General features: G+C 60.4%; 23 protein-coding genes. 15 read left to right on the top strand and 8 right to left on the bottom strand.

From position 1 onward, the window contains the following. Positions 1 to 10 precede the first annotated feature (10 nt). Positions 11 to 1,366 (bottom strand): COG4223 family protein, encoded by a 1,356-nt coding sequence (locus tag AB4X18_RS08520; RefSeq protein ID WP_432817291.1) that lies wholly within the window; start codon positions 1,364 to 1,366, stop codon positions 11 to 13. A 73-nt stretch (positions 1,367 to 1,439) separates the two neighbouring features. Further along, on the bottom strand, positions 1,440 to 2,159 hold the full coding sequence (locus AB4X18_RS08515; protein ID WP_432817290.1) for a uroporphyrinogen-III synthase: 720 nt from the start codon (positions 2,157 to 2,159) through the stop codon (positions 1,440 to 1,442). A gap of 49 nt (positions 2,160 to 2,208) precedes the next feature. Between AB4X18_RS08515 and tsaD the strand changes: the two genes are divergently transcribed. The 5 genes from tsaD to AB4X18_RS08490 all read left to right on the top strand — a co-directional run bounded on the left by tsaD (position 2,209) and on the right by AB4X18_RS08490 (position 5,410). Continuing rightward, positions 2,209 to 3,294 carry a tRNA (adenosine(37)-N6)-threonylcarbamoyltransferase complex transferase subunit TsaD gene (tsaD, locus tag AB4X18_RS08510; RefSeq protein ID WP_370399673.1) on the top strand — a complete coding sequence of 362 codons (1,086 nt, stop codon included), beginning with the start codon at positions 2,209 to 2,211 and terminating at the stop codon, positions 3,292 to 3,294. Then, positions 3,291 to 4,244 (top strand): NAD(P)H-dependent glycerol-3-phosphate dehydrogenase, encoded by a 954-nt coding sequence (locus AB4X18_RS08505; protein ID WP_370399672.1) that lies wholly within the window; start codon positions 3,291 to 3,293, stop codon positions 4,242 to 4,244. The genes tsaD and AB4X18_RS08505 overlap by 4 nt, the downstream gene beginning before the upstream one ends. Before the next feature lies 1 nt (position 4,245). Continuing rightward, the gene (locus AB4X18_RS08500) at positions 4,246 to 4,521 is read left to right on the top strand and encodes a YciI family protein (RefSeq protein WP_370399671.1); all 276 of its coding nucleotides are present in this window, start codon (positions 4,246 to 4,248) and stop codon (positions 4,519 to 4,521) included. Continuing rightward, the gene (locus AB4X18_RS08495; protein ID WP_370399670.1) at positions 4,521 to 4,940 is read left to right on the top strand and encodes an EVE domain-containing protein; all 420 of its coding nucleotides are present in this window, start codon (positions 4,521 to 4,523) and stop codon (positions 4,938 to 4,940) included. Before AB4X18_RS08500 ends, AB4X18_RS08495 begins: the two co-directional genes overlap by 1 nt. Positions 4,941 to 5,017: 77 nt before the next feature. Beyond that, positions 5,018 to 5,410 (top strand): DUF1761 domain-containing protein, encoded by a 393-nt coding sequence (locus AB4X18_RS08490; protein ID WP_370399669.1) that lies wholly within the window; start codon positions 5,018 to 5,020, stop codon positions 5,408 to 5,410. Positions 5,411 to 5,648: 238 nt separating this feature from the next. Here AB4X18_RS08490 and AB4X18_RS08485 read toward each other — a convergent pair whose 3' ends face one another. Next, positions 5,649 to 5,990 carry a DUF2853 family protein gene (locus tag AB4X18_RS08485; RefSeq protein WP_370399668.1) on the bottom strand — a complete coding sequence of 114 codons (342 nt, stop codon included), beginning with the start codon at positions 5,988 to 5,990 and terminating at the stop codon, positions 5,649 to 5,651. A 247-nt stretch (positions 5,991 to 6,237) separates the two neighbouring features. Here AB4X18_RS08485 and AB4X18_RS08480 point away from each other — a divergent pair, with 247 nt between their 5' ends. Beyond that, on the top strand, positions 6,238 to 6,447 hold the full coding sequence (locus AB4X18_RS08480; protein ID WP_370399667.1) for a hypothetical protein: 210 nt from the start codon (positions 6,238 to 6,240) through the stop codon (positions 6,445 to 6,447). A gap of 28 nt (positions 6,448 to 6,475) precedes the next feature. On the opposite strand, the gene AB4X18_RS08475 is transcribed toward AB4X18_RS08480, so the two are convergent. The 3 genes from AB4X18_RS08475 to AB4X18_RS08465 form a co-directional block, all read right to left on the bottom strand. Further along, positions 6,476 to 7,204, bottom strand: a complete 729-nt coding sequence (locus AB4X18_RS08475) for an extensin-like domain-containing protein (RefSeq protein ID WP_370399666.1) — start codon at positions 7,202 to 7,204, stop codon at positions 6,476 to 6,478. 6 nt (positions 7,205 to 7,210) lie between these two features. Further along, positions 7,211 to 8,599: an adenosylhomocysteinase gene (gene ahcY / locus AB4X18_RS08470; RefSeq protein ID WP_370399665.1), complete on the bottom strand. Its 1,389-nt coding sequence runs from the start codon at positions 8,597 to 8,599 to the stop codon at positions 7,211 to 7,213. 87 nt (positions 8,600 to 8,686) lie between these two features. Then, the gene (locus tag AB4X18_RS08465; RefSeq protein WP_370399664.1) at positions 8,687 to 8,989 is read right to left on the bottom strand and encodes an S-adenosyl-L-homocysteine hydrolase; all 303 of its coding nucleotides are present in this window, start codon (positions 8,987 to 8,989) and stop codon (positions 8,687 to 8,689) included. Between the two features lie 139 nt (positions 8,990 to 9,128). On the opposite strand from AB4X18_RS08465, the gene AB4X18_RS08460 reads away from it, so the two are divergent. Together AB4X18_RS08460 and AB4X18_RS08455 are read left to right on the top strand one after the other, a co-directional pair. Next, the gene (locus tag AB4X18_RS08460) at positions 9,129 to 9,725 is read left to right on the top strand and encodes a hypothetical protein (RefSeq protein ID WP_370399663.1); all 597 of its coding nucleotides are present in this window, start codon (positions 9,129 to 9,131) and stop codon (positions 9,723 to 9,725) included. Then, positions 9,722 to 10,207, top strand: a complete 486-nt coding sequence (locus AB4X18_RS08455) for a GNAT family N-acetyltransferase (protein WP_370399662.1) — start codon at positions 9,722 to 9,724, stop codon at positions 10,205 to 10,207. The genes AB4X18_RS08460 and AB4X18_RS08455 overlap by 4 nt, the downstream gene beginning before the upstream one ends. A gap of 24 nt (positions 10,208 to 10,231) precedes the next feature. On the opposite strand, the gene AB4X18_RS08450 is transcribed toward AB4X18_RS08455, so the two are convergent. After that, complete coding sequence (locus AB4X18_RS08450; protein WP_370399661.1) at positions 10,232 to 10,780, bottom strand: ActR/PrrA/RegA family redox response regulator transcription factor; 549 nt, start codon at positions 10,778 to 10,780, stop codon at positions 10,232 to 10,234. An 85-nt stretch (positions 10,781 to 10,865) separates the two neighbouring features. Beyond that, a complete protein-coding gene (locus AB4X18_RS08445) occupies positions 10,866 to 11,474 on the bottom strand; it encodes an SCO family protein (RefSeq protein WP_370399660.1) in 609 nt (202 codons plus the stop codon). 94 nt (positions 11,475 to 11,568) lie between these two features. Between AB4X18_RS08445 and regB the strand changes: the two genes are divergently transcribed. The 7 genes from regB (at position 11,569) to addA (ending at position 23,076) form a co-directional block, all read left to right on the top strand. Beyond that, positions 11,569 to 12,954, top strand: coding sequence for a sensor histidine kinase RegB (regB, locus tag AB4X18_RS08440; protein WP_370399659.1), 1,386 nt, complete (start codon positions 11,569 to 11,571; stop codon positions 12,952 to 12,954). Positions 12,955 to 13,037: 83 nt separating this feature from the next. Further along, complete coding sequence (locus AB4X18_RS08435) at positions 13,038 to 14,552, top strand: PAS-domain containing protein (RefSeq protein ID WP_432817289.1); 1,515 nt, start codon at positions 13,038 to 13,040, stop codon at positions 14,550 to 14,552. 49 nt (positions 14,553 to 14,601) lie between these two features. Next, complete coding sequence (gene tsaE, locus AB4X18_RS08430) at positions 14,602 to 15,075, top strand: tRNA (adenosine(37)-N6)-threonylcarbamoyltransferase complex ATPase subunit type 1 TsaE (protein WP_370399657.1); 474 nt, start codon at positions 14,602 to 14,604, stop codon at positions 15,073 to 15,075. After that, positions 15,063 to 16,067: an aminoglycoside phosphotransferase family protein gene (locus AB4X18_RS08425; RefSeq protein ID WP_370399656.1), complete on the top strand. Its 1,005-nt coding sequence runs from the start codon at positions 15,063 to 15,065 to the stop codon at positions 16,065 to 16,067. The genes tsaE and AB4X18_RS08425 overlap by 13 nt, the downstream gene beginning before the upstream one ends. Then, entirely contained in the window at positions 16,057 to 16,749 is a 693-nt protein-coding gene (locus AB4X18_RS08420; RefSeq protein WP_370399655.1) for a nucleotidyltransferase family protein, read from the top strand. The genes AB4X18_RS08425 and AB4X18_RS08420 overlap by 11 nt, the downstream gene beginning before the upstream one ends. Further along, positions 16,742 to 19,699, top strand: a complete 2,958-nt coding sequence (gene addB, locus AB4X18_RS08415) for a double-strand break repair protein AddB (RefSeq protein WP_432817288.1) — start codon at positions 16,742 to 16,744, stop codon at positions 19,697 to 19,699. Before AB4X18_RS08420 ends, addB begins: the two co-directional genes overlap by 8 nt. Continuing rightward, positions 19,699 to 23,076 (top strand): double-strand break repair helicase AddA, encoded by a 3,378-nt coding sequence (gene addA, locus AB4X18_RS08410; RefSeq protein WP_370399654.1) that lies wholly within the window; start codon positions 19,699 to 19,701, stop codon positions 23,074 to 23,076. The genes addB and addA overlap by 1 nt, the downstream gene beginning before the upstream one ends. The last annotated feature ends 6 nt before the right edge of the window (positions 23,077 to 23,082 follow it).

Here is a 23,082-nt window from a genome sequence, read left to right as displayed (position 1 = left end):
TCCCGGTTCCTCAGTTTGCCGTCAGGCGTTCAGACAGGTCTTCGGCAGCATCACGCGCCGCCGCCCGGGACCGCGCATCAGAAAGCCACGATCCCATTGCATCCTGCGCAGCGGCAGGCAGTGTATCCAGTTCGCTCAATGCATCGCCCAGCGCGCCGTCGCGCAATGCGGCTTCGGCGCGGGAAAGCACGGCATCAGGGTCAGACCCTTCGCGGGGTGCCACGGAACGTGCCCCAAGTGAACGGCGCAGAAAGCCGCCAAAGCCTTCTTCGCCCTCCTGTACCCCGGCTGAACGTGCAGCGCCCAAAGCCGCGCGCGCACTGCCGGTAAATCCGGATTGCAGCGCGCTGAGCGTGGGCACGCCTTCCTCCGCCGTGTCGGACAGCGCCGCAGGGATGTCATCAACACCGTTTTCGGACAACACGCCCAGCGCATCGCTGAACGGTGCACCTTCGGTCAGTGCTGCGCCGATATCGGTCAGCGCGCCCTGTATCACCGCAAGGCGCGCGGCCTCCGCCGTGGCCTGTTCTACGCTTTGCGCATTCGCAAGCAGCTGATCCAGTTCTTCCTTCTGCGCCACAACAGAAGCCTGCAGCGCCCCCAACTGGGCTTCATAGGCTGAGACGTCGACGTCTCCCGAGGTGGTCACGATGGGCCGGTTGGCCAGTTCCTCCACCTTCGTCCCAAGCGCGGCGACGGTATCATTCAACGTCCCAAGTTCTGCCTGCAGGGGTGCAACATCGGGCATTTCGGGGGCTGCCGCATTCGCGACCGTGTCTTCCAGCTGCGCAATACGATCCGCCTGCGCCTGCACGGTTGCGGACAGCGTATCGTTCCTCGCGCGCAGACCGAAGACGTTCATCTCTGCTGCAATGAACCCGATCACACCGGCGATAATCCCACCCAGCACCAGCGGCCAGAACGCGCTGCCGCTTTTTTGCGGTGCCGGTGGTGAAGCGGCGGGTTTTGCAGGGGTGGATGTCGCGGGTTTCGATGGCGCACTGGCAGCTTCTTTCGCGGCCGGTTTCGACGTGGCGTCCGATGCTGCGGCTTTTGCCCCGGCTGTTGACGCGGCGGATTTCGCCACGGGCACTTCCTTGGCATCTTTTGCTTTATCTGTCGCCACAGGTGTCGGCTTTGCATCAGTGGGCTTTGACGTGACCGTGTCCTTGGTCGCAGCCGTCACCGTCTTCTTTTCAGCCGCCGTGTCAGCAGGCTTGGTCGGGTCAGGCTTGGCCGAAACGCTTTCCACCTTCGACGCGGGCGTTTGCTTCGTGCCCTTGTCGGCCTTGGGTGCCGTCGCGTTTGCCTTGGCGGAGCCAGCCGTGTCCGACGTCTTTGACGCTGGTTTCTTTGAATTCGCCACGATCCCCACCTTTCCGATTCTGACCCATGGGTCAGATTGACTGCATGATCTTACCCGCCATTCCCGGCGGTCTTCAAGGCAAGCTGGCCTGATACAACAGCTTTTCAACTCCGCGCCGCATCTCAATTCCCGTCGGCGCAGCAGCGATGTGCACGGTGGCGGGGGTACAGGCGCCCAATGCCTCTGCGGCGGCGGTGCTGATGGCCAGCACATGCACCTGCGCCACGCTGCGTGCCTGGGCAGCAAACTGGCCTGCCGTACGGGGGGAGAAAAGGGGAACAACCACCGGTTTGTCCCCTTCAAGCATCCGATGTGCGGCGGCGCTGAGCGGCTCAAGATGCTGCTGGTAAACGACATGGCGCTGGCAAGGGGTACCCCGCACCGTCAGGATGTCGGCAATGTCGCCCCGCTGATGGTGACCGGCCAGATGCACAAGCGGCCCGGTGGCGGTGATGCGGGCAAGCAATTCCTCCGCCGTTTGTGCGGTCAGGCACACCTTCCAACCCTGCGCCCTAGCTGCCTGCGCGGTCTTCTCTCCGACGCAATGCGCCTCGCGGCCTGCGCCGGGTGGTGCGGATTCAACACCCTTCGCAGAGGTAAAGATAACACCCTGCACCCCGGCAAGGTCAGGCAACACGCCGGAACCCTCGATCCGCAACAGCGGTGCAATCAGGATGTCCGTCTGCGCAATCACCTCTTTCGGCAGTTCTGCCACAAAGGCAACGGCATCCTCCCGCGCCCGCGTGATCAGCAGCGACGGCCTGTTCCCTGAATGGTGCACATTGTTTGCCATGGCTTGCGGTGTTACCTGCCACTGAAGGCCCTTGCAACGAAAGAACCCGATGGGGAAGACAACGATCATTCTGGGATTGGAAAGCAGCTGCGATGACACGGCCGCCGCGATTGTCCGGTATGGGCCTGACGGACTCAGCGCAGTTTTGTCTTCGGTGGTCGTGGGACAAACCGATCTGCATGCCGCCTTTGGCGGTGTTGTGCCCGAAATCGCCGCGCGCGCGCATGCTGAAAAGCTTGATCACTGCGTAGAACAGGCTCTAACACAAGCTGAAATGCGCCTTTCTGACGTAGATGCGATTGCCGTGACCGCCGGGCCGGGCCTGATCGGAGGCGTGGTTTCGGGCGTGATGTTCGCCAAGGGTCTGGCCACCGCGACGGGCAAACCACTTTATGGCGTCAATCACCTTGCCGGTCATGCGCTGACGCCTCGACTGACCGACGATGTGACCTATCCCTACCTGATGTTGCTTGTTTCCGGCGGGCATTGTCAGTTCCTGCATGTCCGGGGTCCGGATGACTTTTCCCGCCTTGGCGGCACCATCGATGATGCCCCCGGTGAAGCATTTGACAAGATTGCGCGCCTGATCAGCCTGCCGCAACCGGGTGGGCCATCGATCGAACAGGCCGCGCAGCAAGGGGATCCCACCCGCTTTGCTTTCCCGCGTCCGCTGATGGACCGGGCCGGATGCGACATGTCGTTCTCCGGCCTGAAAACCGCCGTGTTGCGCGCCCGCGACACGCTTGTTGCGGCGCAGGGCGGTCTGTATCCCCAGGACCAGTCTGATCTTGCAGCGGGATTTCAGGCTGCTGTCGTGGAGGTGCTGGCCGAAAAGACCCGGCGCGCCCTGGCACAGGTGCCGGAAACGAAAACCATCTGTGTTGCGGGTGGTGTTGCGGCAAATATGGCCGTTCGTACCGCGTTAGAGACTGTTTCGCGCACCACTGATACGACATTCATCGCACCGCCCTTGGCACTTTGCACGGACAACGCCGCCATGATTGCATTTGCCGCAGCAGAACAGGCCGCAGGCCGTGCACCCGATGACATGACCCTGTCCGCCCGCCCCCGCTGGCCTTTGGACAAGGAGCAACCCGCCATGCTTGGCTCCGGCAAGAAGGGTGCCAAGGCATGACCGTCGCCATCATGGGGGCCGGAGCGTTTGGCACGGCGCTGGCGATTGCGCTGGCGGGCAAGGGGTCCGTCGTCCTTTGGGCCCGTCAACCGGGAAACATGGCGGCGCTGCGGGAGAATACCGCGCGTCTGCCGGGCTGCCGCTTTCCCGACACGCTGGCGGTCACGGATGATCTTGCAGCGGCGGCACAGGCCGACACGCTGTTGCTCGCCGTTCCGATGCAACAGCTGCGTGGCTTCCTGATGGATCATCAGGACGTGTTGACCGGCAAAACCCTTGTCGCCTGCTGCAAGGGAATGGAGCTTGAGACCGGCCTTGGTCCTGTCGCCGTCATAACCGCATGTTTGCCCACTGCCGCGCCCGCCATCCTGACCGGCCCCAGCTTTGCCGTTGATATCGCCCATGGACTGCCCACTGCGCTGACACTGGCCTGCGCGGATGAAGCTGCGGGCAAGGCCTTGCAGGAAACGCTGACCACCCGAAATCTGCGACTTTACCGCACAACAGACACCGTCGGGGCGGAATTGGGCGGCGCTTTGAAGAACGTGATCGCCATTGCCTGCGGGGCGGCTATGGGCGCAGGCCTGGGCGAAAGTGCACGTGCCGCGTTGATGACCCGCGGCTACGCCGAGATGCAGCGCCTTGCCGCGCATCTGAAGGCCGATCCGGCAACGCTGTCCGGCCTCAGCGGGTTTGGTGATCTGACGTTGACCTGTACATCGGAACAGTCTCGCAACTATCGGCTGGGGCTTTCATTGGGCCAAGGCACGCCCTTCGATCCGTCAATCACGGTAGAGGGGGCAGCCACCGCACATGCCGTTCATGCCCTGGCACAGGCAGCGGATCTCGAAATGCCGATAACCGCCGCCGTTGCAGGACTGCTGGACGGCAGGCTAGATGTATCCAGCGCAATGCATTCCCTGCTGGCGCGACCCTTGAAGGAAGAATGACATGCTTGTTGCCCTGATTGCCCATGACAAACCCGACGCGCAGGACGTGCGCGCCGCAAACCGTGCCGACCACCTTGCGCACCTTGGCTCCGAACCTGAGATGATCGCGCAAGCCGGTCCCCTGCTGGACGCGGATGGCGGCATGATCGGATCGCTGATCATCATGGAGGTGCCCGACATGGAAACCGCGCAACGCTGGGCCGATGCGGACCCCTACGCCAAGGCCGGACTGTTCCAGTCCGTCACACTGCGACCCTGGAAGAAGGTCATCGGCTGATGGCACATTGGCTATTCAAATCAGAGCCCAACACATGGGGCTGGCAGGATCAGGTGGCCAAGGGCGACGCCGGAGAGGAATGGGACGGTGTACGCAATTATCAGGCCCGCAATTTCATGCGGGAGATGAAAGTGGGCGACCGGGGCTTTTTCTATCACTCACTCAAGGAAAAATCGGTCGTCGGCATTGTCGAGGTGATCGCAGAGGCGCATCCCGACAGCAAGACAGATGACCCGCGATGGGAGTGCGTGGATATCAAGGCCATCCGCCCGTTCATCAAACCGGTCACGCTGGATCAGATAAAGGCCGACCCCCGGCTTGAAGACATGGTTCTGGTCAAGAACTCCCGCCTGTCCGTACAGCCCGTCACCGCAGAAGAATGGAAGATCATCTGCGCGATGGGACAAACGAAACCTTAGGCCGATGTGACCTTAACGCTGGGAAAATCGCGGTTTTCGACCCATACTGCGCGGATCAACATGCGGAGAATATCGTTATGGGTGTACTTGCAGTGATCGTTGCGGCCATCGCGGGTTTCGGATTTGGCGCGGTGTGGTACATGGTTCTGGCAAAGCCGTGGATGGCGGCGGCGGCGATAAAGACAGGACCCGACGGACGGCCCGAAAACATGTCATCCCTGCCCTATCTCATGGCTGCCATCGCGATGATCGTCGTGGCGGGCATGATGCGCCACACCTTTGCCCTTTCGGGCATCGACACGGTCGGCAAAGGGGTCGTATCCGGATTGGGGGTCGGTCTTTTCTTCATCAGCCCATGGATCATGATCAACAATGGCTATGTCAGCAGACCCTTCCAGCTAACGTTGATCGACGCGGGATATGCCACATTTGGCTGCGCTGTCATCGGCTTGGTGCTGACCCTGTTCTGACGCGGCACTGTCCATCCAAAAAAAGAGGGTTCTGACAGACTGCCAGAACCCTCTCTCACCCCGTGTGCTCCCATAGTCCCACACACGTATTGAAATCCGTTCCGGCCGTCCTGGCCTGAGATACTCTTGTACCGCACCGACGAAGATCTGCATAGAAATCAATGCCTAGAAAGCAGTTCAAAAGGAAAACGCCCACTTAACCAAGCGGGCGCTCCTTTGCGGTTTGATCAGCGGGCGTTCAGCCGTAAACGGATTCCTTGCCGAAATGCTTGGTCAGCATGTAGTAGATCACCGCGCGGTACTTGTTCCGCTCTGACTGACCGTAGGTGTTGATCACGCTGTTGATCGCTTCCATCAAATTCGGTCCATCGGGCAAACCCAGCTTCTTGATCAGGAAATTGTTCTTCACCGTTTCAAGCTCTGCCGGTTGGCTGCCCGCGACGGTTGACGCGTCCGCATTGTAGATCGAGGGGCCGCAGCCGATGGTGACCTTTGTCAGAAGGTCCATATCCGGCGCCATGCCACACTTGATCCTAAGATCGTCTGCGTATTTCTGGATCCACTCGTCGCGTTTGCCCATTTGGAATTCTCCCACCTTGGATAAGTCATTAATCAGCCTTGATAGCTGGGCCGCAGCCTAGTCAGAAATGCGGCACCGACAAAGGGAAAATTTATTCCTTTCTCCCCCTATGGCCGAAGGCTGCCACAAACTGGCGCCTGAGACGCGAATCCGGTCACGACCTTGCCCTTCAATTTCACCGGAAGTGTCACAAAAACGTCCCAGATCCCTTTTGAAATGGGGGTTGAGCAGAGAGAGGATTAAAAACATGTCCCAATACAAGCCAACCTTCGAAGAACGTCTTGCGCGGATTCATCAGACGTCCGCCATTACACCCCGGTGCGCAAAGAAAAAGCCACGCTATCTGATGACAGGCGTGGAACGCGCGCTGAGCATGCAGCAAAGATCACCATCCGGCCTTTACAAGGCGCTGCTGGATGCCAGCCGGTCGGTGCGGTCCTGCCTGATGAGCCTGTAAATGAGAGGTTTTTCAAAGCATCAGCGCGTCAGCGACACAGGCCCCAGCCTGTATGCTGAAGGTGAAAATGATCTGCGTGCAGACGATTATAGTCAGGCCCCAGCGTTACCCGAAACCACCTGCAGGAACTGTCCCGGATGTCGCGCAGGAAAGCTGAACGCGCGTCTTGCGCTGTCCAATGATCGATCAGGCTCACCTGCCGTCCGTCCATCAGCGTAAACCCGGTAATGTCGATCGCATCCGCTGTGGCATGGGTGCTCATCCGTGCGGCACGTCCTGACGTTGTGCGCATGGAACGGCAGTTGTAGCTGGACAAATGCCTTATTTCCCGCACGCCGATGCCAAAATGCGCCTGCGCAGCGGGCTGAATGCCATAGCGATCCCAGGCGGCCAGCCTCAGCGCCGTCTGGCAACGTGTGTTCAGGGGCTGCAACCGGGCTGCCGCCGTTCCGTTCAGGACGACCTGCGGTCGGATATGACACTGCGGGCTTTCATCGAAATCGGGCTTGGCCTCGAAAGTGGCCCCGGTACCGAGTGCGGCAAGACAGGTTTGCGGACTGGCCAGCGCGCGGGTCAGTTTCCAGCCCGTCACAGGCGTCTCAGGCTGGGACAAGTCCAGCGGAAGTGTTGGGTTCCATGCGTCAGGGATCGGGCTGCGGGGATGTACCAACCCCTGCCAGACAACCAGACCCAGCACCAATAAGAACGCCGCCCAGCGCAGAACGGGGCGGCGTTTCCTGTCTGTCTCGGGCGTCATGCGAGATCAGTAGCGGTAATGTTCCGGCTTGAACGGGCCGTCCGCAGACACACCAATATAGGCCGCCTGCTCCGGGTCCATCTTGGTCAGCTTCACGCCGATGCGATCAAGGTGCAGGCGCGCAACTTTCTCGTCCAGATGCTTGGGCAGGATATAGACCTCGTTCTTGTACTCATCACCCTTGGTCCACAATTCGATCTGTGCCAGCACCTGATTGGTGAAGGACGCGGACATCACAAAGGACGGGTGGCCCGTGGCGTTGCCGAGGTTCAGCAGGCGCCCTTCGGACAACAGGATCAGACGATTGCCATTCGGCATCTCGATCATGTCCACCTGTTCCTTGATGTTGGTCCATTTGTGGTTCTTCAGGCTGGCCACCTGGATCTCGTTGTCGAAGTGGCCGATGTTGCCGACGATGGCCATGTCCTTCATCTCGCGCATGTGCTCGATGCGGATCACGTCCTTGTTGCCGGTGGTGGTGATGAAGATGTCGGCGGTGCCGACCACGTCTTCCAGCAGTACAACCTCGAACCCGTCCATGGCGGCCTGAAGCGCGCAAATCGGGTCTACTTCGGTGACTTTGACCCGTGCACCCGCCCCGCGAAGCGACGCCGCCGATCCTTTGCCGACATCGCCATACCCCATCACGACCGCGACCTTGCCCGCCATCATGGTGTCGGTGGCGCGGCGAATGCCGTCCACCAGCGATTCCTTGCAGCCGTATTTGTTATCGAACTTCGACTTGGTGACACTGTCATTCACGTTGATCGCGGGGAAAGGCAATTGTCCCTGCTTGACCAGCTCATAAAGGCGATGAACACCGGTCGTCGTTTCTTCGGAAACACCGACGATCTGATCGCGCATCTTGGTAAACCAGCCGGGGCTTTCCGCCATACGCTTCTTGATCTGGGCCTTGATCGCCTCTTCTTCTTCGGAGGTCGGCACGGAAATGATGTCTTCGCCCGCTTCGGCGCGCGCACCCAACAGGATATAGAGCGTGGCATCACCACCATCGTCCAGGATCAGGTTTGGCCCGTCCGCGAACAAGAAGGATTTATCCAGGTAATCCCAATGCTCTTCCAGCGTTTGACCCTTGATCGCAAAAACCGGCACGCCCGCTTCGGCGATGGCCGCTGCCGCATGATCCTGGGTGGAGAAAATGTTGCACGACGCCCAACGCACATCCGCGCCCAGCGCCACCAGCGTTTCGATCAGGACACCGGTCTGGATGGTCATGTGCAGCGATCCGACGATGCGCGCACCCTTCAGCGGTTTGCTTGCGCCATATTCCTCGCGCAGGGCCATCAGCCCCGGCATCTCGGTTTCTGCGATATCCAGTTCCTTACGGCCATATGCCGCAAGGTTGATGTCTTTCACGATATAGTCGTTGGCCATGGCGCGCACCTTTCAAGAAGAGTTTGCGCGCCTCTAGCACCTTTGGGTTGCCGCCTCAATGCGGCAGATGTTTCGGAATTTCGTGGGTTAATCTGCCAGAGAGGCCAGCAAGGCCGCGCGGGCGGCACCGACCAGCCAATCGTCGCCTTGTGCCAGCACACACGCGGTGCCATTTGCGTCAAAGCGAACCTTGGTCCAGGTGCCGGTCCGGGGAGAGGCCCATATCTGTTGCTGTGCCCTGTTTGGCGCTGCAACGGGCTCTTCCCCGTACCAATCTATCAACGACGCTCTTAACTCAGTGCTTGGCATGCACACGTCTTCGGCCATAACAGATGTGGCCGCACTCAAAAGGGTGCTAACGGTCAGCAGCGATACAAATACGCGTATCATGCCAAGTTCCTTACTCGCTAAATCACTCGTTAAAAAATGTGACTCATTACAGTTTACTTGTCGTCTCAATGTATATGTGTTCGCTTGAGTTCCGAAATTGTTCATTTGAAATCTGGTTAAAGCGAAACGAGGCACAGAAATGGCCAAACAACCGCGCGCTTGGCAACGCATGTTATCAGGCCGCAGGCTGGACCTGCTGGACCCCACGCCGATGGATGTGGAAGTGGAGGATATTGCCCACGGCCTTGCTTTTGTCGCGCGCTGGAACGGCCAGACCCACGGTGATTTCGCCTATTCGGTGGCAGAACATTCCCTGCTGGTTGAGACCCTATTCAGCCGGTTAGAGCCGAAAACGCCGCCCAAATGGCAGCTGGCCGCGCTTTTGCACGATGCACCTGAATATGTGATCGGGGATATGATCTCTCCGGTTAAAGCGGCGGTTGGGCCGGGGTATGGTGCGCTGGATGAGCGTTTGATGACGGCCATTCACATCCGCTTTGGTCTGCCTGCTGTACTGCCCGTGAAGATAAAGCGGCAGATCAAGAAGGCCGACAGGATCAGCGCCTGGATGGAGGCCACCCAGATCGCCGGCTTTGCAGAACCGGAAGCGACCCGGTTTTTCGGCGCGCCTGACCCGGCTGTTATGGAAGGTTTGCAAATCGTGCTGCGTCCACCGGTGGAAACCCGAAACGCCTTTACGGAACGGCACGCCGTGTTGCTTGAGGCCTGCACGTGATCACTGTCCGCCGTCCCATCCCTCTGGATCTGCCCGATATGGCGCGTCTGCTGAATGAAATCATAACGGAGGGCAGTACAACAGCCCTCACCCGCCCCGTCACCGGTGCCGATCTGGGCGACTGGATGGCTTTCGCGCCCGGACGGAATGCGTGGCACGTCGCCCTTGACGATGCGGAAAAGGTGGTCGGGTTTCAATGGATCGAACCCGAAGCCACCCTGCCGCCCGAGGCCGCGAACATCGCCACGTTTGTCCAGATCGGACGTACGGGGCTTGGTATCGGGTCAAAGCTGTTTGATGCGACCCGCAAGGCGGCAAAGGCGCTGGGATATGTCTGGATCAACGCCAACATCCGCGCCGACAACGAGGGCGGGCTGATCTACTACCAAAGCCGTGGGTTTCAGGACTATGGCGTCATCGAAGGTTACCAGATGGCAAATGGCGCAGTGGTGGACAAACGGCTCAAGCGTTTTGACCTGTAGCGGCAAAGTCAGTTTCAGCGTGACCTAACGCGGGCTCCGCTTTGCGAGGATCCGCTGCAAGGTCCGTCGGTGCATGTTCAGCCGCCGCGCCGTTTCCGACACATTGCGATCACACAGCTCATAGACCCGCTGGATATGCTCCCACCGGACGCGGTCCGCGCTCATCGGGTTTTCGGGGGGCGGTGGCATATCATCGCCGTTGGCCAACAGGGCATTGGTGATGTCGTTTGCGTCAGCAGGCTTGGACAGGTAGTCCGTCGCACCAATCTTGACCGCTGCCACGGCAGTGGCAATCGCACCGTATCCCGTCAGCACGACAACGCGGGCGTCCTCGCGCTTTTCGCGCAGGATCTCAACCACATCAAGACCATTGCCGTCTTCCAGTCGCAGATCGATCACCGCATATGCGGGCGGACGCGCCGTTGCGATGGCGCTGCCGCCTGCAACACTGTCAGCTGTTTCCACCTCGAAACCGCGTTTTTCCATGGCCTTGGCCAGACGCCGCAGAAACGGCTCATCGTCATCAACCAAAAGCAGGGTGCGATCCGCACCGATCTCCGCCATGTGCTGCATTCTTTCCACGTCCCTTCAAATCAATCCCTCAGGATACAACCTGTTACATATGGTGCAGGAACGGGTGGGGTCAAATGGAGGTCGATCAAACGTTATCGACAAAGCAGCCAATCTGAGTGGCCAGATCTTCCGGAGGCAAGTCGCGGCGGAAATATTCGACAAACCCTTCTTCGGGCATCACCAGGTAACTGAAGGTCGAATGATCCACCAGATATTCGCCATCCTCCGCCGGATGGGCCTTGTAGTAGGTGCGGTAAGCCTGACTAGCCGCCTTCACCTGTTCGGCAGATCCGGTCAGCCCGATCATGCGCGGGTGCATCACCTCGGCGAATTCACCCACCACCTGCGGCGTATCACGTTCGGGGTCGATGCTGATGAAGACCGGGGTCACGGTTTTCCCGCGTTCTTCGAGGATCTCAATTGCGGCGGCGTTCCGGTCCACGTCCAGCGGACAGACATCCGGGCAATAGGTATAGCCGAAGTAGATCAACGTGGGTTCGGTGATCACGTCCGCGTCCGTCACCGTAGCGCCCGCGGCATTGACCAGTTCAAAAGGCCCCCCCAGATCGCCGGCAACGGTTGACGAACGGCACTGCGCGAATTTGTCATCCCCCTGACCGGAGAGCGATAAAAACGCAATCATACCAAGGAAAACCACGGCAATGGCGGCTGCAAAGATGGCGATGATTTTCATGGGCTCCCCCCTCGCGGTGCTCTTGAACGGGTCATGGTCCAGTCCTACGCTACATCACGGCAGGATCAATGCCGAATAAACAAAAGGTGCGTAGATGACGCAGGCGAACATTCGCCCCCTGTCGGGGCGCACGCGCGCGGGGTGGATCCGTCTGCGCACGATGATCCTGCTCCGCTGGGTGGCGATCATCGGGCAATTGGTGGCGATCACCGTGGCGCAACTGATCTACGGTCTGCAGCTCGAATTGGGTCTGTGTTATCTGGCGGTCGGCGCGTCGGTGATTGCAAATCTGGTGGCCACGTTTGTGTTCCCGGAGAACAAGCGCCTGTCGGAACGGCAGAATTTCGCGCTGGTGTTCTTTGATCTTGTGCAGCTTGCGGCGCTGCTGTTCCTGACGGGAGGTTTGCACAATCCGTTTGCGCTGCTTTTGCTGGGGCCGGTCACGATCACCGCCTCCGCGCTGAGCTTGCGGTCAACGGTGGTGCTTTGTGCCTCTGCGCTGGTGGTGGTGAGCATTCTTGCAGTGGCGCATTTTCCCCTCATGACGCAGGAAGGTGAATTGCTGCGCATTCCGGGTCTGTTCGTGTTTGGTCACTGGGTGGGCCTGATCATCGCAATCCTTTTCACGAGTGCCTATTCGTGGCGCGTGACCTCGGAAATTCATAACATGGGCGATGCGCTTGCCGCCACGCAGATGGCACTGGCGCGGGAACAGAAGCTGACCGATCTGGGCGGTGTGGTTGCTGCAGCTGCGCATGAGCTGGGTACGCCCCTGGCGACCATCAAGCTGACAAGCTCGGAGTTGCTGAATGACTTGTCCGACCAGCCGGATCTGGCAGAGGACGCCGCGCTGATCCGGGATCAGGCCGACAGGTGCCGTGATATCCTCCATAACATGGGGCGGGCCGGTAAGGATGATATCCTGTTGCGACAAGCCCCGTTGGAAGCGGTGATCATGGAAGCTGCGGAACCCCATATGGACCGTGGGAAATCCGTTGTGATCGGTGCGGAAATGGATGCAGACATGCGCAAGCATCAGCCCAGCGTCATGCGCAAACCGGAAATTGTTCATGGTCTGCGCAACCTCGTGCAGAACGCCGTCGATTTCGCAAAAAGCGAGGTGCGGATTGAAACGCAGTGGGCGGGTGATCAGATTTCCGTGCGGATCATTGATGACGGGCCGGGATTTCCCGCTCAGGTCATTGGACGCATCGGCGATCCCTTTGTACGTCAGCGCACCAACGCGCAGCTTTTGGCGAGCAGGCCAGAATATGAAGGCATGGGGCTGGGCCTGTTCATCGCGAAAACCCTGCTTGAACGCTCCGGCGCGCAGCTGCGTTTTGCCAATGGACCCGATGATGCCAAGAACCGCAAGCGCACCGGCGCCGTGGTAGAGGTCATATGGCCGCGCAGCGTCCTTGCAGCACCCGATCATGCAGATCGGCAGGCGATGGGACGCAATCCCGCCTTCAACGCCTGAACGCATTTCGATCCGCGCAGGTCTTAACGACCTGTTAACCATGAGATCGCATTGTAGCCGCAGTGTGTTCATAAGGTTTTTTGGTGCAGATTCTCGCAGATGTTTTTCTTGTCGGTGCCATCGCGATGGTGACCGCGGCGCTGGGCCTTTGGGTGACCGGCGCTTTGTCCGCGCATGCCTCGCCACCGGATACCCCGACAGACCCGCCGGAACCTGCGGCACTCTTGTTTGAAAACGGTATTCTGGAACACGCCACGGATCAGGCTGCCAGGTTGCTGCAATTGCGGCCGGGGACGGACGATTGGCATGACCTGTGCGATGCCATCGCAGACCGTTTTCCCGACTTCCCGCGTATTGTGCCAAGCGGATCAAGGGGAAATCAGACCTTTGATGCGGTTGACGGGCATAGTCCTGCACATGTGCAGATGCGTTGGCGGGGGGATCGGTGCTGGATATCGCTGCCCCAGACCCTGGCTGATCGCACGGGGGGCCACCCCGATTCCATTGCCCATCTGCAACGGGCTCACGCTTTCTCTCCTCATCCTGTCTGGGCGGTGGATCAGGAACAGGCCGTCATCTGGTCAAATCCCGCCTATCAGGCGCTCTCCGGGTCGAACGACCCAACCTGCACCACGGCGAAGGAGCACCCGCTCGGCTCGGTTCAGGCCGGTGACGCCGCTGAGTGGATCGCGGTGGAGACGTCGACGGAAGGAGTCACTGACTGGTTCGAAGTGACGGGCAAGACAATCGCAGGGGTCACGTATTTCCATGGCAAATGCGTCACCGCGCAGCATCACGCCGAGGTGGCGAAACGGAACTTTGTCCAGACGCTCAGCAAGACATTTGCACATCTGCCGATCGGCCTGGCGATCTTCGACAAGAATGGGCAGTTGGCGCTTTTCAATCCCGCACTTGTAGACCTGACGGGACTTTCGGGTGCTTTCCTGTCCGGTCAGCCGACCATGATTTCATTCTTCGATCAACTGCGGGAACATCGCCGGATGCCCGAGCCGAAGAACTATGCCACATGGCGCGAAGAAATCGCCGAGATGATCAGCGCCGCGACGGACGGACGCTATCAGGAAACATGGAGCCTTGAAGGCGGCCAGACCTTCAACGTTCAGGGCCGCCCGCACCCCGATGGGGCGACGGCCTTTCTGATCGAAGACATCAGCGCAGAGGTAATGCTGACCCGCAATTTCCGGGCGGAGCTTGAACTGGGTCAAGCCCTTTTCGATAGTTTTGACCAAGCGCTTGTCGTGTTTTCCCCTGCCGGCGTGCTGACGTTCAGCAATGACGCTTACCGCCAGATGTGGGGGCAGAACCCTGATGTTGCCTTTGCCGACATGACCATCGCCGACGCAATCAGCCTGTGGCAGGACAAATCATCCCCCGGCGCACCCTGGCCCGAGATTGCTGATTTCGTCAGCGGCGCCACACATCAACAACAGCGCGACGTCATGCTGCCACTGATCGATGGCACCCAGTTGCACTGCCGGATGAGAGCGATTGCCACGGGCGCACGGCTGATCCGTTTCGACCCGGTCAGCCAAAGGCACGTGGCGCAACCAGTTCCCGCGACGGCAAACCTGCGGTAACGGCGGTTTGCCCTTGCGGCCCCCGACAGCCCCGGCCACGATGGATGTCATGGCCGCCGATCCCATCATAACAACCCTGTCTTCCGCCGATCAGGCCGCCCAATGCGCAGCGCGTCTTGGGGCATTGCTGCAACCCGGCGATGTGGTCCTGCTCAGCGGGGAGGTCGGCGCCGGGAAAACCCATTTTGCCCGGGCGCTGATCCAATCCGCGCTGGTGACCCCCGAAGACGTCCCTTCCCCCACATTCACGCTTGTCCAGACCTATCAAGCACCGATGGGTGAAATCTGGCACGCGGACCTATACCGGCTTGGCAGCACAACAGAGGTTGAGGAACTGGGCCTGACCGAAGCGTTTGAAACGGCAATCTGCCTTGTGGAATGGCCGGACCGGTTGGGCGATCTTGTGCCTGAAGACGCGCTTGATCTGACGTTCGCACAGATCGAACAGCCAGATGCAAGAACCCTGACATGCAGATGGCGTGCATCAAAATGGGATGAAAGGGTATGCGCGTGGCTCAGCTGACCACAAGAGCGGCCCTGCGCGATGCATTCATCGAAAGGGTCGATTGGGCCGACGCCCGCCAAAGCCCTGTAACAGGCGATGCGTCAAACCGCAGATATGACAGGCTTTCGCGCGAAAACGGGGAAACGGCGATCCTGATGGACGCCCCTCCGGAGCGGGGCGAAGACGTGCGGCCCTTCGCGGAGATGGCGGCATACCTGCGGTCCAACGGCCTGTCCGCGCCGCAGATCTACGCGCAGGATCTCACGCAGGGTTTCTTGCTGTTGGAAGATCTGGGAACCGACCGGTTCGCGGAAGCCATGGCAGATGACCCGGCGCGCATACTGCCGCTGTATCACGCCGCGGCTGACGTTCTGATTGCCCTGCATCGCGCACCCCTTCCCGACCTCCCCCTGTGCGATGAAGCGTGGTTGACCGGGGCTTTGGCGCCTTTCCTCGAATGGTACCCGACCGGAATGAACAAGGCGCAACTAGACACCTTCCTGCACGCCTTCGCCCCCCTCGTCAGAGAGGTCGCTGCCGCCGATCCGGTCGTGATCCTGCGCGATTATCATGCGGAAAACCTGATCTGGCTGCCCCGGCTTCATGGTGTTGCCCGCGTGGGGTTGCTGGATTTTCAGGATGCGCGGCTGGGCCATCCCGCCTACGATCTGGTATCCATTCTTCAAGACGCACGGCGGGACGTAAGCCCTGAGGTGGAAAATCTGGTGAAGTCTCGATTCCGTGTCGATTCCGGCTATTCTGCAGGGGCGTTTGACCGGGCCTACGCCATTCTGGGTGTGCAGCGAAACCTGCGTATTCTGGGCCTTTTCGTGCGGCTGTGCCAACGTGACGGCAAACCGGGATACGTGCGCCTAATCCCACGGGTCTGGGGGTACGTCACGCGCGGTTTGGCGCACCCGGCCCTTGCCCCGGTGGCTGACGTCCTGCGGCCCCACCTGACCGAACCCACACCCTCTTTCCTGAGCAAGCTGAAGTCCGATGGCCGATAATCCCTTCCCCGTGATGCTGTTCGCCGCCGGCTTCGGCACGCGGATGAAGGCGTTGACGCAAGACAAACCCAAACCAATGATCGAGGTTGCGGGCCGCCCGATGATCGACCATGCCCTTGGCCTTGCCGAACAGGCCGGTGCAACCCGACTGGTCGCAAATCTGCACTACAGACCCGACGATCTGCGCCGCCATCTGGAACCGCGCGGCGTTGTCTGTGTGATCGAAACGCCCGATATCCTTGAAACAGGCGGCGGGCTGCGCAATGCCCTGCCGACCCTTGGCGCGGGGCCGGTCATGACCATGAACACCGATGCAATCTGGGCCGGACCCAATCCGCTGACGCTTTTGCAAGCGGCGTGGAGACCTGATGAAATGGATGCGCTGTTGATGGGTATCAGCCCCGCAAACGCAGTCGGCCATCAGGGTGACGGCGATTTCACCCGTGACGCAGACGGGCTGCTGCGCCGGGGACCGGGCCTGATCTATGGCGGCGTCCAGATCATCAAAACGGATCTTCTGGCACAGATCGATGCGCGCGCCTTTTCGCTGAACCTGCTGTGGGATCGGATGCTTGCAGCCAGCCGCCTGCATGGCTTGGAATACCCCGGACGCTGGTGCGATGTCGGCCATCCTGACGGCATCGGCATGGCAGAGCGGCTGCTGGAGGGTGAAGATGTTTGAACCGGCCGCGCATCCACGTGTCTTTGGCCTTGCGCCGGGGGTCGATTTTCCGGCGATGCTGGTCGCTGGCCTGCGGACACGGCTGGCGGGCAAGGACCCTGCACAGATGGCGCGGATCGACCTGATCGTGAACACCCGCCGCATGGCCCGCCGCCTGCGCGACATCTTTGATGCCGGACCCCCGGGCTTGCTGCCGCGCATCCACCTGCTGACGGACCTTGATGCGCTTGCCCCTTTTGCGGATATCCCCGCCGCGACACCCCCGCTGCGCCGTCGCCTTGACTTGATCCAACTGGTGTCGACCCTGCTGGACAGTGACGGGCGTCTTGCCCCACGCGCATCGCTTTATGATCTGTCCGACAGCCTGGCCAAGCTGATTGACGAAATGCAGGGCGAAGGGGTGAGTGTGGATGACATCGCGGCATTGGATGTGACGGACCAATCCGGCCACTGGGAACGCGCTAGAAAATTTTTCGAGATTGCGCACCGCTATCTGAGCCAGACCGACAGCGCCCCGGACGCGGAGACCCGGCAGCGCAAGGTCACACAGGCAATCATAGCAAACTGGACGGCCGCACCCCCGGCGCACCCGGTGATCCTTGCCGGTTCAACCGGGTCACGGGGAACAACCGCGATGTTGATGCAGGCCGTCGCGGCACTGCCGCAAGGTGCGGTGGTACTGCCCGGTTTTGATTTCGACATGCCGACCGCCATCTGGGCCGAACTGGACGATGCGCTTTTGTCCGAAGACCATCCGCAGTACCGCTTTCGCCAGTTGATGACGGCACTGGGTCTGCCAAGAAACGCCATCACGACCTGGCACGATGCCGCCGCCCCTGCCCCGATGCGCAACAAGGTCGTCTCCCTCTCCCTGCGTCCTGCGCCTGTGACCCACGCCTGGCTGAGCGAGGGACCGGAGCTGAAGGAATTGGAAGACGCGACGGCAGAAATGACGCTGGTCGAAGCGGCAAACCCGCGCACCGAGGCACTGACGATCGCGCTGCGCTTACGCAAGGCCGCCGAGGACGGGCAGACAGCGGCGTTGATCACGCCCGACCGCATGCTGACCCGGCAGGTGACTGCCGCGCTCGACCGGTGGAACATCCTTCCGGATGACAGCGCGGGCACGCCGCTTCACCTGTCTCCTCCGGGGCGTTTCCTGCGCCACGTGGCGGGGCTTTTCCGCGGGCGGCTGGACGCAGAAGCCTTGTTGACGCTGCTCAAACACCCGTTGACCCATGCCGGCGCGGGTCGGAATTTGCACCAGTTGCACACCCAGCGCCTGGAGGCGGAGATCAGGCGGCACGGCCTGCCCTATCCCGACCCGGACGGCCTGCACAGGATCGCGGAGAAGGCAGCAGGCAAGCTTGAAGATGCCGAAGGGTTCTTGAATTGGGCTGCATGGGTCGCGCGGGCCTTTTGCCGCCATGACGGAATGGGACAGCAAGAGTTGAGCGATTGGGTCACCCGGCATGTGGATGTGGCGGAAATGATCGTTTCAGGCTCTAATCACGGCGAATTTGCCCCTCTTTGGCACCTTCAGGCAGGGCGGAAGGCGCGCGAGGTCATGGATGATCTGGCCGCGCAAGCCGTCCACGGTGGTGCGATGTCATCGGCGGATTATACCGATCTGGTCGGTGCGCTTCTGTCCAATGCGGAGGTACGTGATCGCGACGCCCCGCATCCGCGCATCATGATCTGGGGTACGTTGGAAGCGCGGGTTCAAGGCGCTGATCTGGTCATCCTTGGTGGCCTGAATGATGGCACCTGGCCCGAAGCGCCACCGCCCGATCCATGGCTCAACCGCAAGATGCGACAGCAGGCGGGGCTTTTGCTGCCGGAGCGGCGCATCGGGTTGTCCGCCCATGATTATCAGCAGGCGGTCGCGGCGCCCGAAGTTTGGCTGACCCGCGCCATCAGATCAGATGAAGCCGAAACCGTACCGTCGCGCTGGCTCAACCGTCTGGAAAACCTGCTCAAGGGCCTGCCAAAACAGGGTGGTGCCGCAGCGTGGGATGGGATGCGCGAACGGGGGAAAACCTGGCTGGAGCAAACAGCGGCGCTTGAGCGTATCGCGCCGACGGCACCTGCCCCGCGCCCTGCCCCGCGCCCACCGGTTGCAGCGCGTCCGCGCAGGCTGTCCGTGACGGAGATCAAGAAGCTGATCCGCGATCCCTATGCCATCTATGCCCGGCACGTTCTTGGTCTGCGCGCGCTTGATCCATTGGTGCCAGAACCGGATGCGCCGATGCGTGGCATCATCGTTCACAGGATCATGGAGGATTTCATCAAATCCGTCGCCGCTGATCCCACCACCCTGACCACCACCCATCTGATGCAGGTTGCCGAAACCGTGCTGGCCGACGAAGTGCCCTGGCCCGCGACCCGCATGCTTTGGCTGGCACGGATTGAACGGATTGCCGATTGGTTCATCACGCATGAGGCGGAGCGTCAGCGATATGCCACGCCCGTCGCCTTCGAAAAGGGGGCAAAGGCCAGTCACGTCTTTGCCGACATCGCGGTCGAGGTCACAGGCTATGCCGACAGGATTGACAGGGCCGATACCGGGGATGCGCTGATCTATGATTACAAGACCGGCAAGCCGCCCAGCACCAAGGAACAAACCTACTTCGACAAACAGCTGCTGATCGAGGCGGCGATGGTCGAGGCGGGCAGTTTTGAAGGCCTGCCGCCTACGCCTGTTGCCGCGGCAATTTTCATCGGTTTAGGGTCGGATCCGGATCATGTTTCTGCCCCGCTGGAGAATGAAACGCCTCGCGAGGTATTGCGCGGCTTGCACGATCTGCTGTCGGCGTATCTGCGACCCGAACAGGGGTTCCTTTCCCGACGCATCGTTCAGAAGGACGCCTTTCGCGGGGAATTTGATCAGCTTGCGCGCTTTGGCGAATGGGACGGCACGGACAAACCGATACCAGAGGATCTGACGTGATGTTCAATGATGCCACGCGCGCCCAGATCGACGCCGCGCGGCCCGATGCCTCGACCTGGCTGGCGGCGAATGCAGGGTCCGGCAAGACACGTGTTCTGACCGACCGGGTTGCGCGGCTTTTGCTTCAAGGTGTCTCTCCGCAGCATATCCTATGCTTGACTTACACGACCGCTGCTGCGTCGGAGATGCAGAACCGTTTGTTCAAACGGCTCGGCGAATGGGCGATGCTGGACGATGCGGCACTGCGCAGCGCCCTGGCTGACCTGGGGATCGAAGCCGCGCTTTCCCCGCCAGACCTGCGGCAGGCCCGGACCCTGTTTGCGCTGGCCATCGAAGCGCCCGGCGGCCTGAAGATACAGACCATCCACTCCTTCTGTGCGGCCCTGTTGCGGCGATTTCCGTTGGAAGCAGGCGTTTCGCCTCAGTTCACAGAGATCGAGGAACGCGCCGGGGAACTGTTGCGCGCGGAGATTGTCGACCAGATGGCCGAGGGGCCCGAAGCAATGCTGGTCCGCGATATGGCCGGGATCAACAGTGGGGAGGATTTCAGCAAGCTGACGCAGGCCATTGCCGGAAAGCGCGATGCCTTCGCCCGTGATGTGACCCTCGCAGAGATCCTGACCGGTCTGGGCCAGAGACCGGATTTGACCGAGGCGGGCGTGGAGAAGATGGCATTTGTCGGCGGTGAAGAGGCTCTAATCCAGCGGATTCTGCCACATCTGACGGCCAAGGGGGGCAATGACGGGAAGGTTGCCAGTATTCTTGGACGGATCGTTGGATACGATTATTCGGCGCTTCCCGCATTTGAAGAAGCGTTCGTGACAAAGGCGGACAGCAAGACGCCCTTTACTGCCAAGGTAGGCACCTTTCCAACCAAACCGACGCAGGCGGTGATCGCTGACGATTTGCCCGCACTGCACGATTTCATGCACCGCATCGAAGCCGCACAGGAGGCCAGACTTGCGCTGTTGGCGGCAGAAAAGACCTTTGCCTTGCACCGTTTTGCGCGCGCGTTTCTGGCCCACTATGCCGATGCCAAGCAGCGGCGCGGATGGCTTGATTTCGACGATCTGATCCTCAAGGCCCGCGCTTTGCTGACGGACAGCGCGACGGCTGCCTGGGTGCTGTACCGGATTGATGGCGGGATCAGTCATGTCCTGGTCGACGAAGCACAGGATACTTCCCCCCGGCAATGGGACGTCATCAAGGCGCTTACGGCAGAATTCCACAGTGGCGACGGGGTCAACGCCGATGCGGATCGGACGTTATTCGTAGTGGGGGACAAGAAACAATCGATCTATTCCTTCCAGGGTGCCGATCCGCGTGAATTCGATCATAAGGCGGATTATTTCGAAGAGAAATTCACAGGTGCCGCGAAAGTTTTCCAGCGCCGCAGCCTTGAGTATTCGTTTCGCTCCTCCAGTGCGATATTGCGCAGTGTAGACACTGCTTTTGATCCACAGCGGCAGGTTCGGTTCAATCGCGATTCCCTGCATAAACCGTTCAAGGACCAGCTGCCGGGCCGCGTGGATCTTTGGCCCCTTGTCGAAGAATCAAAGGATGGGGAGGATGACACACACTGGACCGACCCGGTCGATCGGTTGAGTGCACGCCATCACCATGTCGTGCTCGCGGAACAGGTTGCGGACAGAATTGATGAGCTGACGCGGGGGGAGCATTATATCCCTGATGACACCAAAGGTTCGGATGGTCTGATCAAACGGCGCATCCGGCCGGGCGATTTCCTGATCCTCGTACAGCAACGCAAGCAACTGTTTGCCGAGATCATTCGCGCGTGCAAGGCGCGCAATCTGCCGATAGCCGGTGCTGACCGCTTGAAAGTCGGCGCAGAACTGGCCGTGCGGGACCTGGCGGCATTGCTATCGTTCCTGACGTCACCCGATGATGACCTGTCCCTTGCCACTGCTTTGAAATCTCCCTTGTTCGCGTGGAACGAACAGGCGCTTTTCAATCTTGCGCAGGGCAGGCCGAAAGGGCAGGTACTTTGGCAACGGTTGCGCGTCATGGAAGACACGCATCCAGAAACCCTTGCCGTTCTTAACGATCTTCGGGGGCAGGTGGATTTCCTGCGGCCCTATGACCTGATCGAACGTATCCTCACGCGCCATCGCGGGCGGGCGCAGCTGCTGGCGCGGCTTGGGCCAGAGGCGGAGGATGGGATAGATGCGATGCTTGCGCAGGCGTTGTCCTATGAACGGACTGAAGTGCCCAGCCTGACCGGGTTCATCGAATGGCTGCGCACCGATGATCTGGAGATCAAGCGCAAGATCGACAGCGCGTCGGATCAGATCAGGGTGATGACCGTGCACGGCGCCAAGGGACTTGAGGCGCCCATCGTGATCCTGCCGGATACCACGGCGCGACCCGTCAGGATCAATGATCAGATCGTGATGCTGGATGACATGCCGGTCTGGAAACCGATCAAGGCCGAAAGCCCTGACATCATCCGCGCCCGCACGGACGAAATGCAGGAGGCACAGGCGGAGGAACGGTTGCGGTTGTTGTACGTGGCGATGACGCGCGCCGAAAAATGGCTGATCGTCGCCGCAGCAGGCAAGCTGTCCGACAACGACAATGGCTGGTACAGAATACTGCGCGACACGCTTGGCCACATGAACGCGGTCAAGACCGGACAAAGCGACGTCCTGCGTTTCGAAGAAGGGGATTGGGACGGGTTGCCTGTAACGGACATACCTTCCCCCGCGCAAAATACCCCAATGTTAGAGCCTGTTTTTGAACAATCCCTACCGATCTACGCGCTTGAGATGCCGACCCTGTCACCGTCCGACCTTGGCGGTGCAAAAACGCTGGGCAGCGACGGAGAAGGGGATCAGGAAGCGGCAATGGCGTTTGGCACATTGGTGCATCATCTGCTTGAGGTATTGCCGACCCTGCCTGAAGAACAACGCCAGATTGCCGCCCAGCGCATCGCGCATTCAGCCCTGCCAGCCGAAGCAGACCGCGCCGTCGCGCAAGCGCTCCAGGTGCTGCAGGATGAAACTCTCGCGCCGCTCTTTTCGCCCGAAACCCTTGCGGAGGTTCCCGCCAGCGCGGAAATAGTCGGGCGGAAACTGCATGGCGTGATTGACCGGCTGATGATTGATGGTCCCCGTATCAGGGCCGTGGATTTCAAGTCGAACCGGGTTGTGCCGGCCTCCGCCACCGACTGTCCCGAGGGTATCCTGCGCCAGATGGGGGCCTATACGCTGATGCTGCGCCAGATCTATCCCGGCAAGCAAATCGAAGCGGCGGTGTTGTGGACCCAGACCCGCGAATTGATGGTCCTGCCTGAAGATCTGGTTTTAACAGCGCTGTCTCGCTCTCCCTACCTTGACGCGCCGCTCTCCCATTCCTAGGTATCC

The sequence above is a fragment of the Sulfitobacter rhodophyticola genome (assembly GCF_041281685.2).
Classification (GTDB): domain Bacteria; phylum Pseudomonadota; class Alphaproteobacteria; order Rhodobacterales; family Rhodobacteraceae; genus Sulfitobacter.
This window is presented reverse-complemented; position numbering and strand designations above follow the sequence as displayed.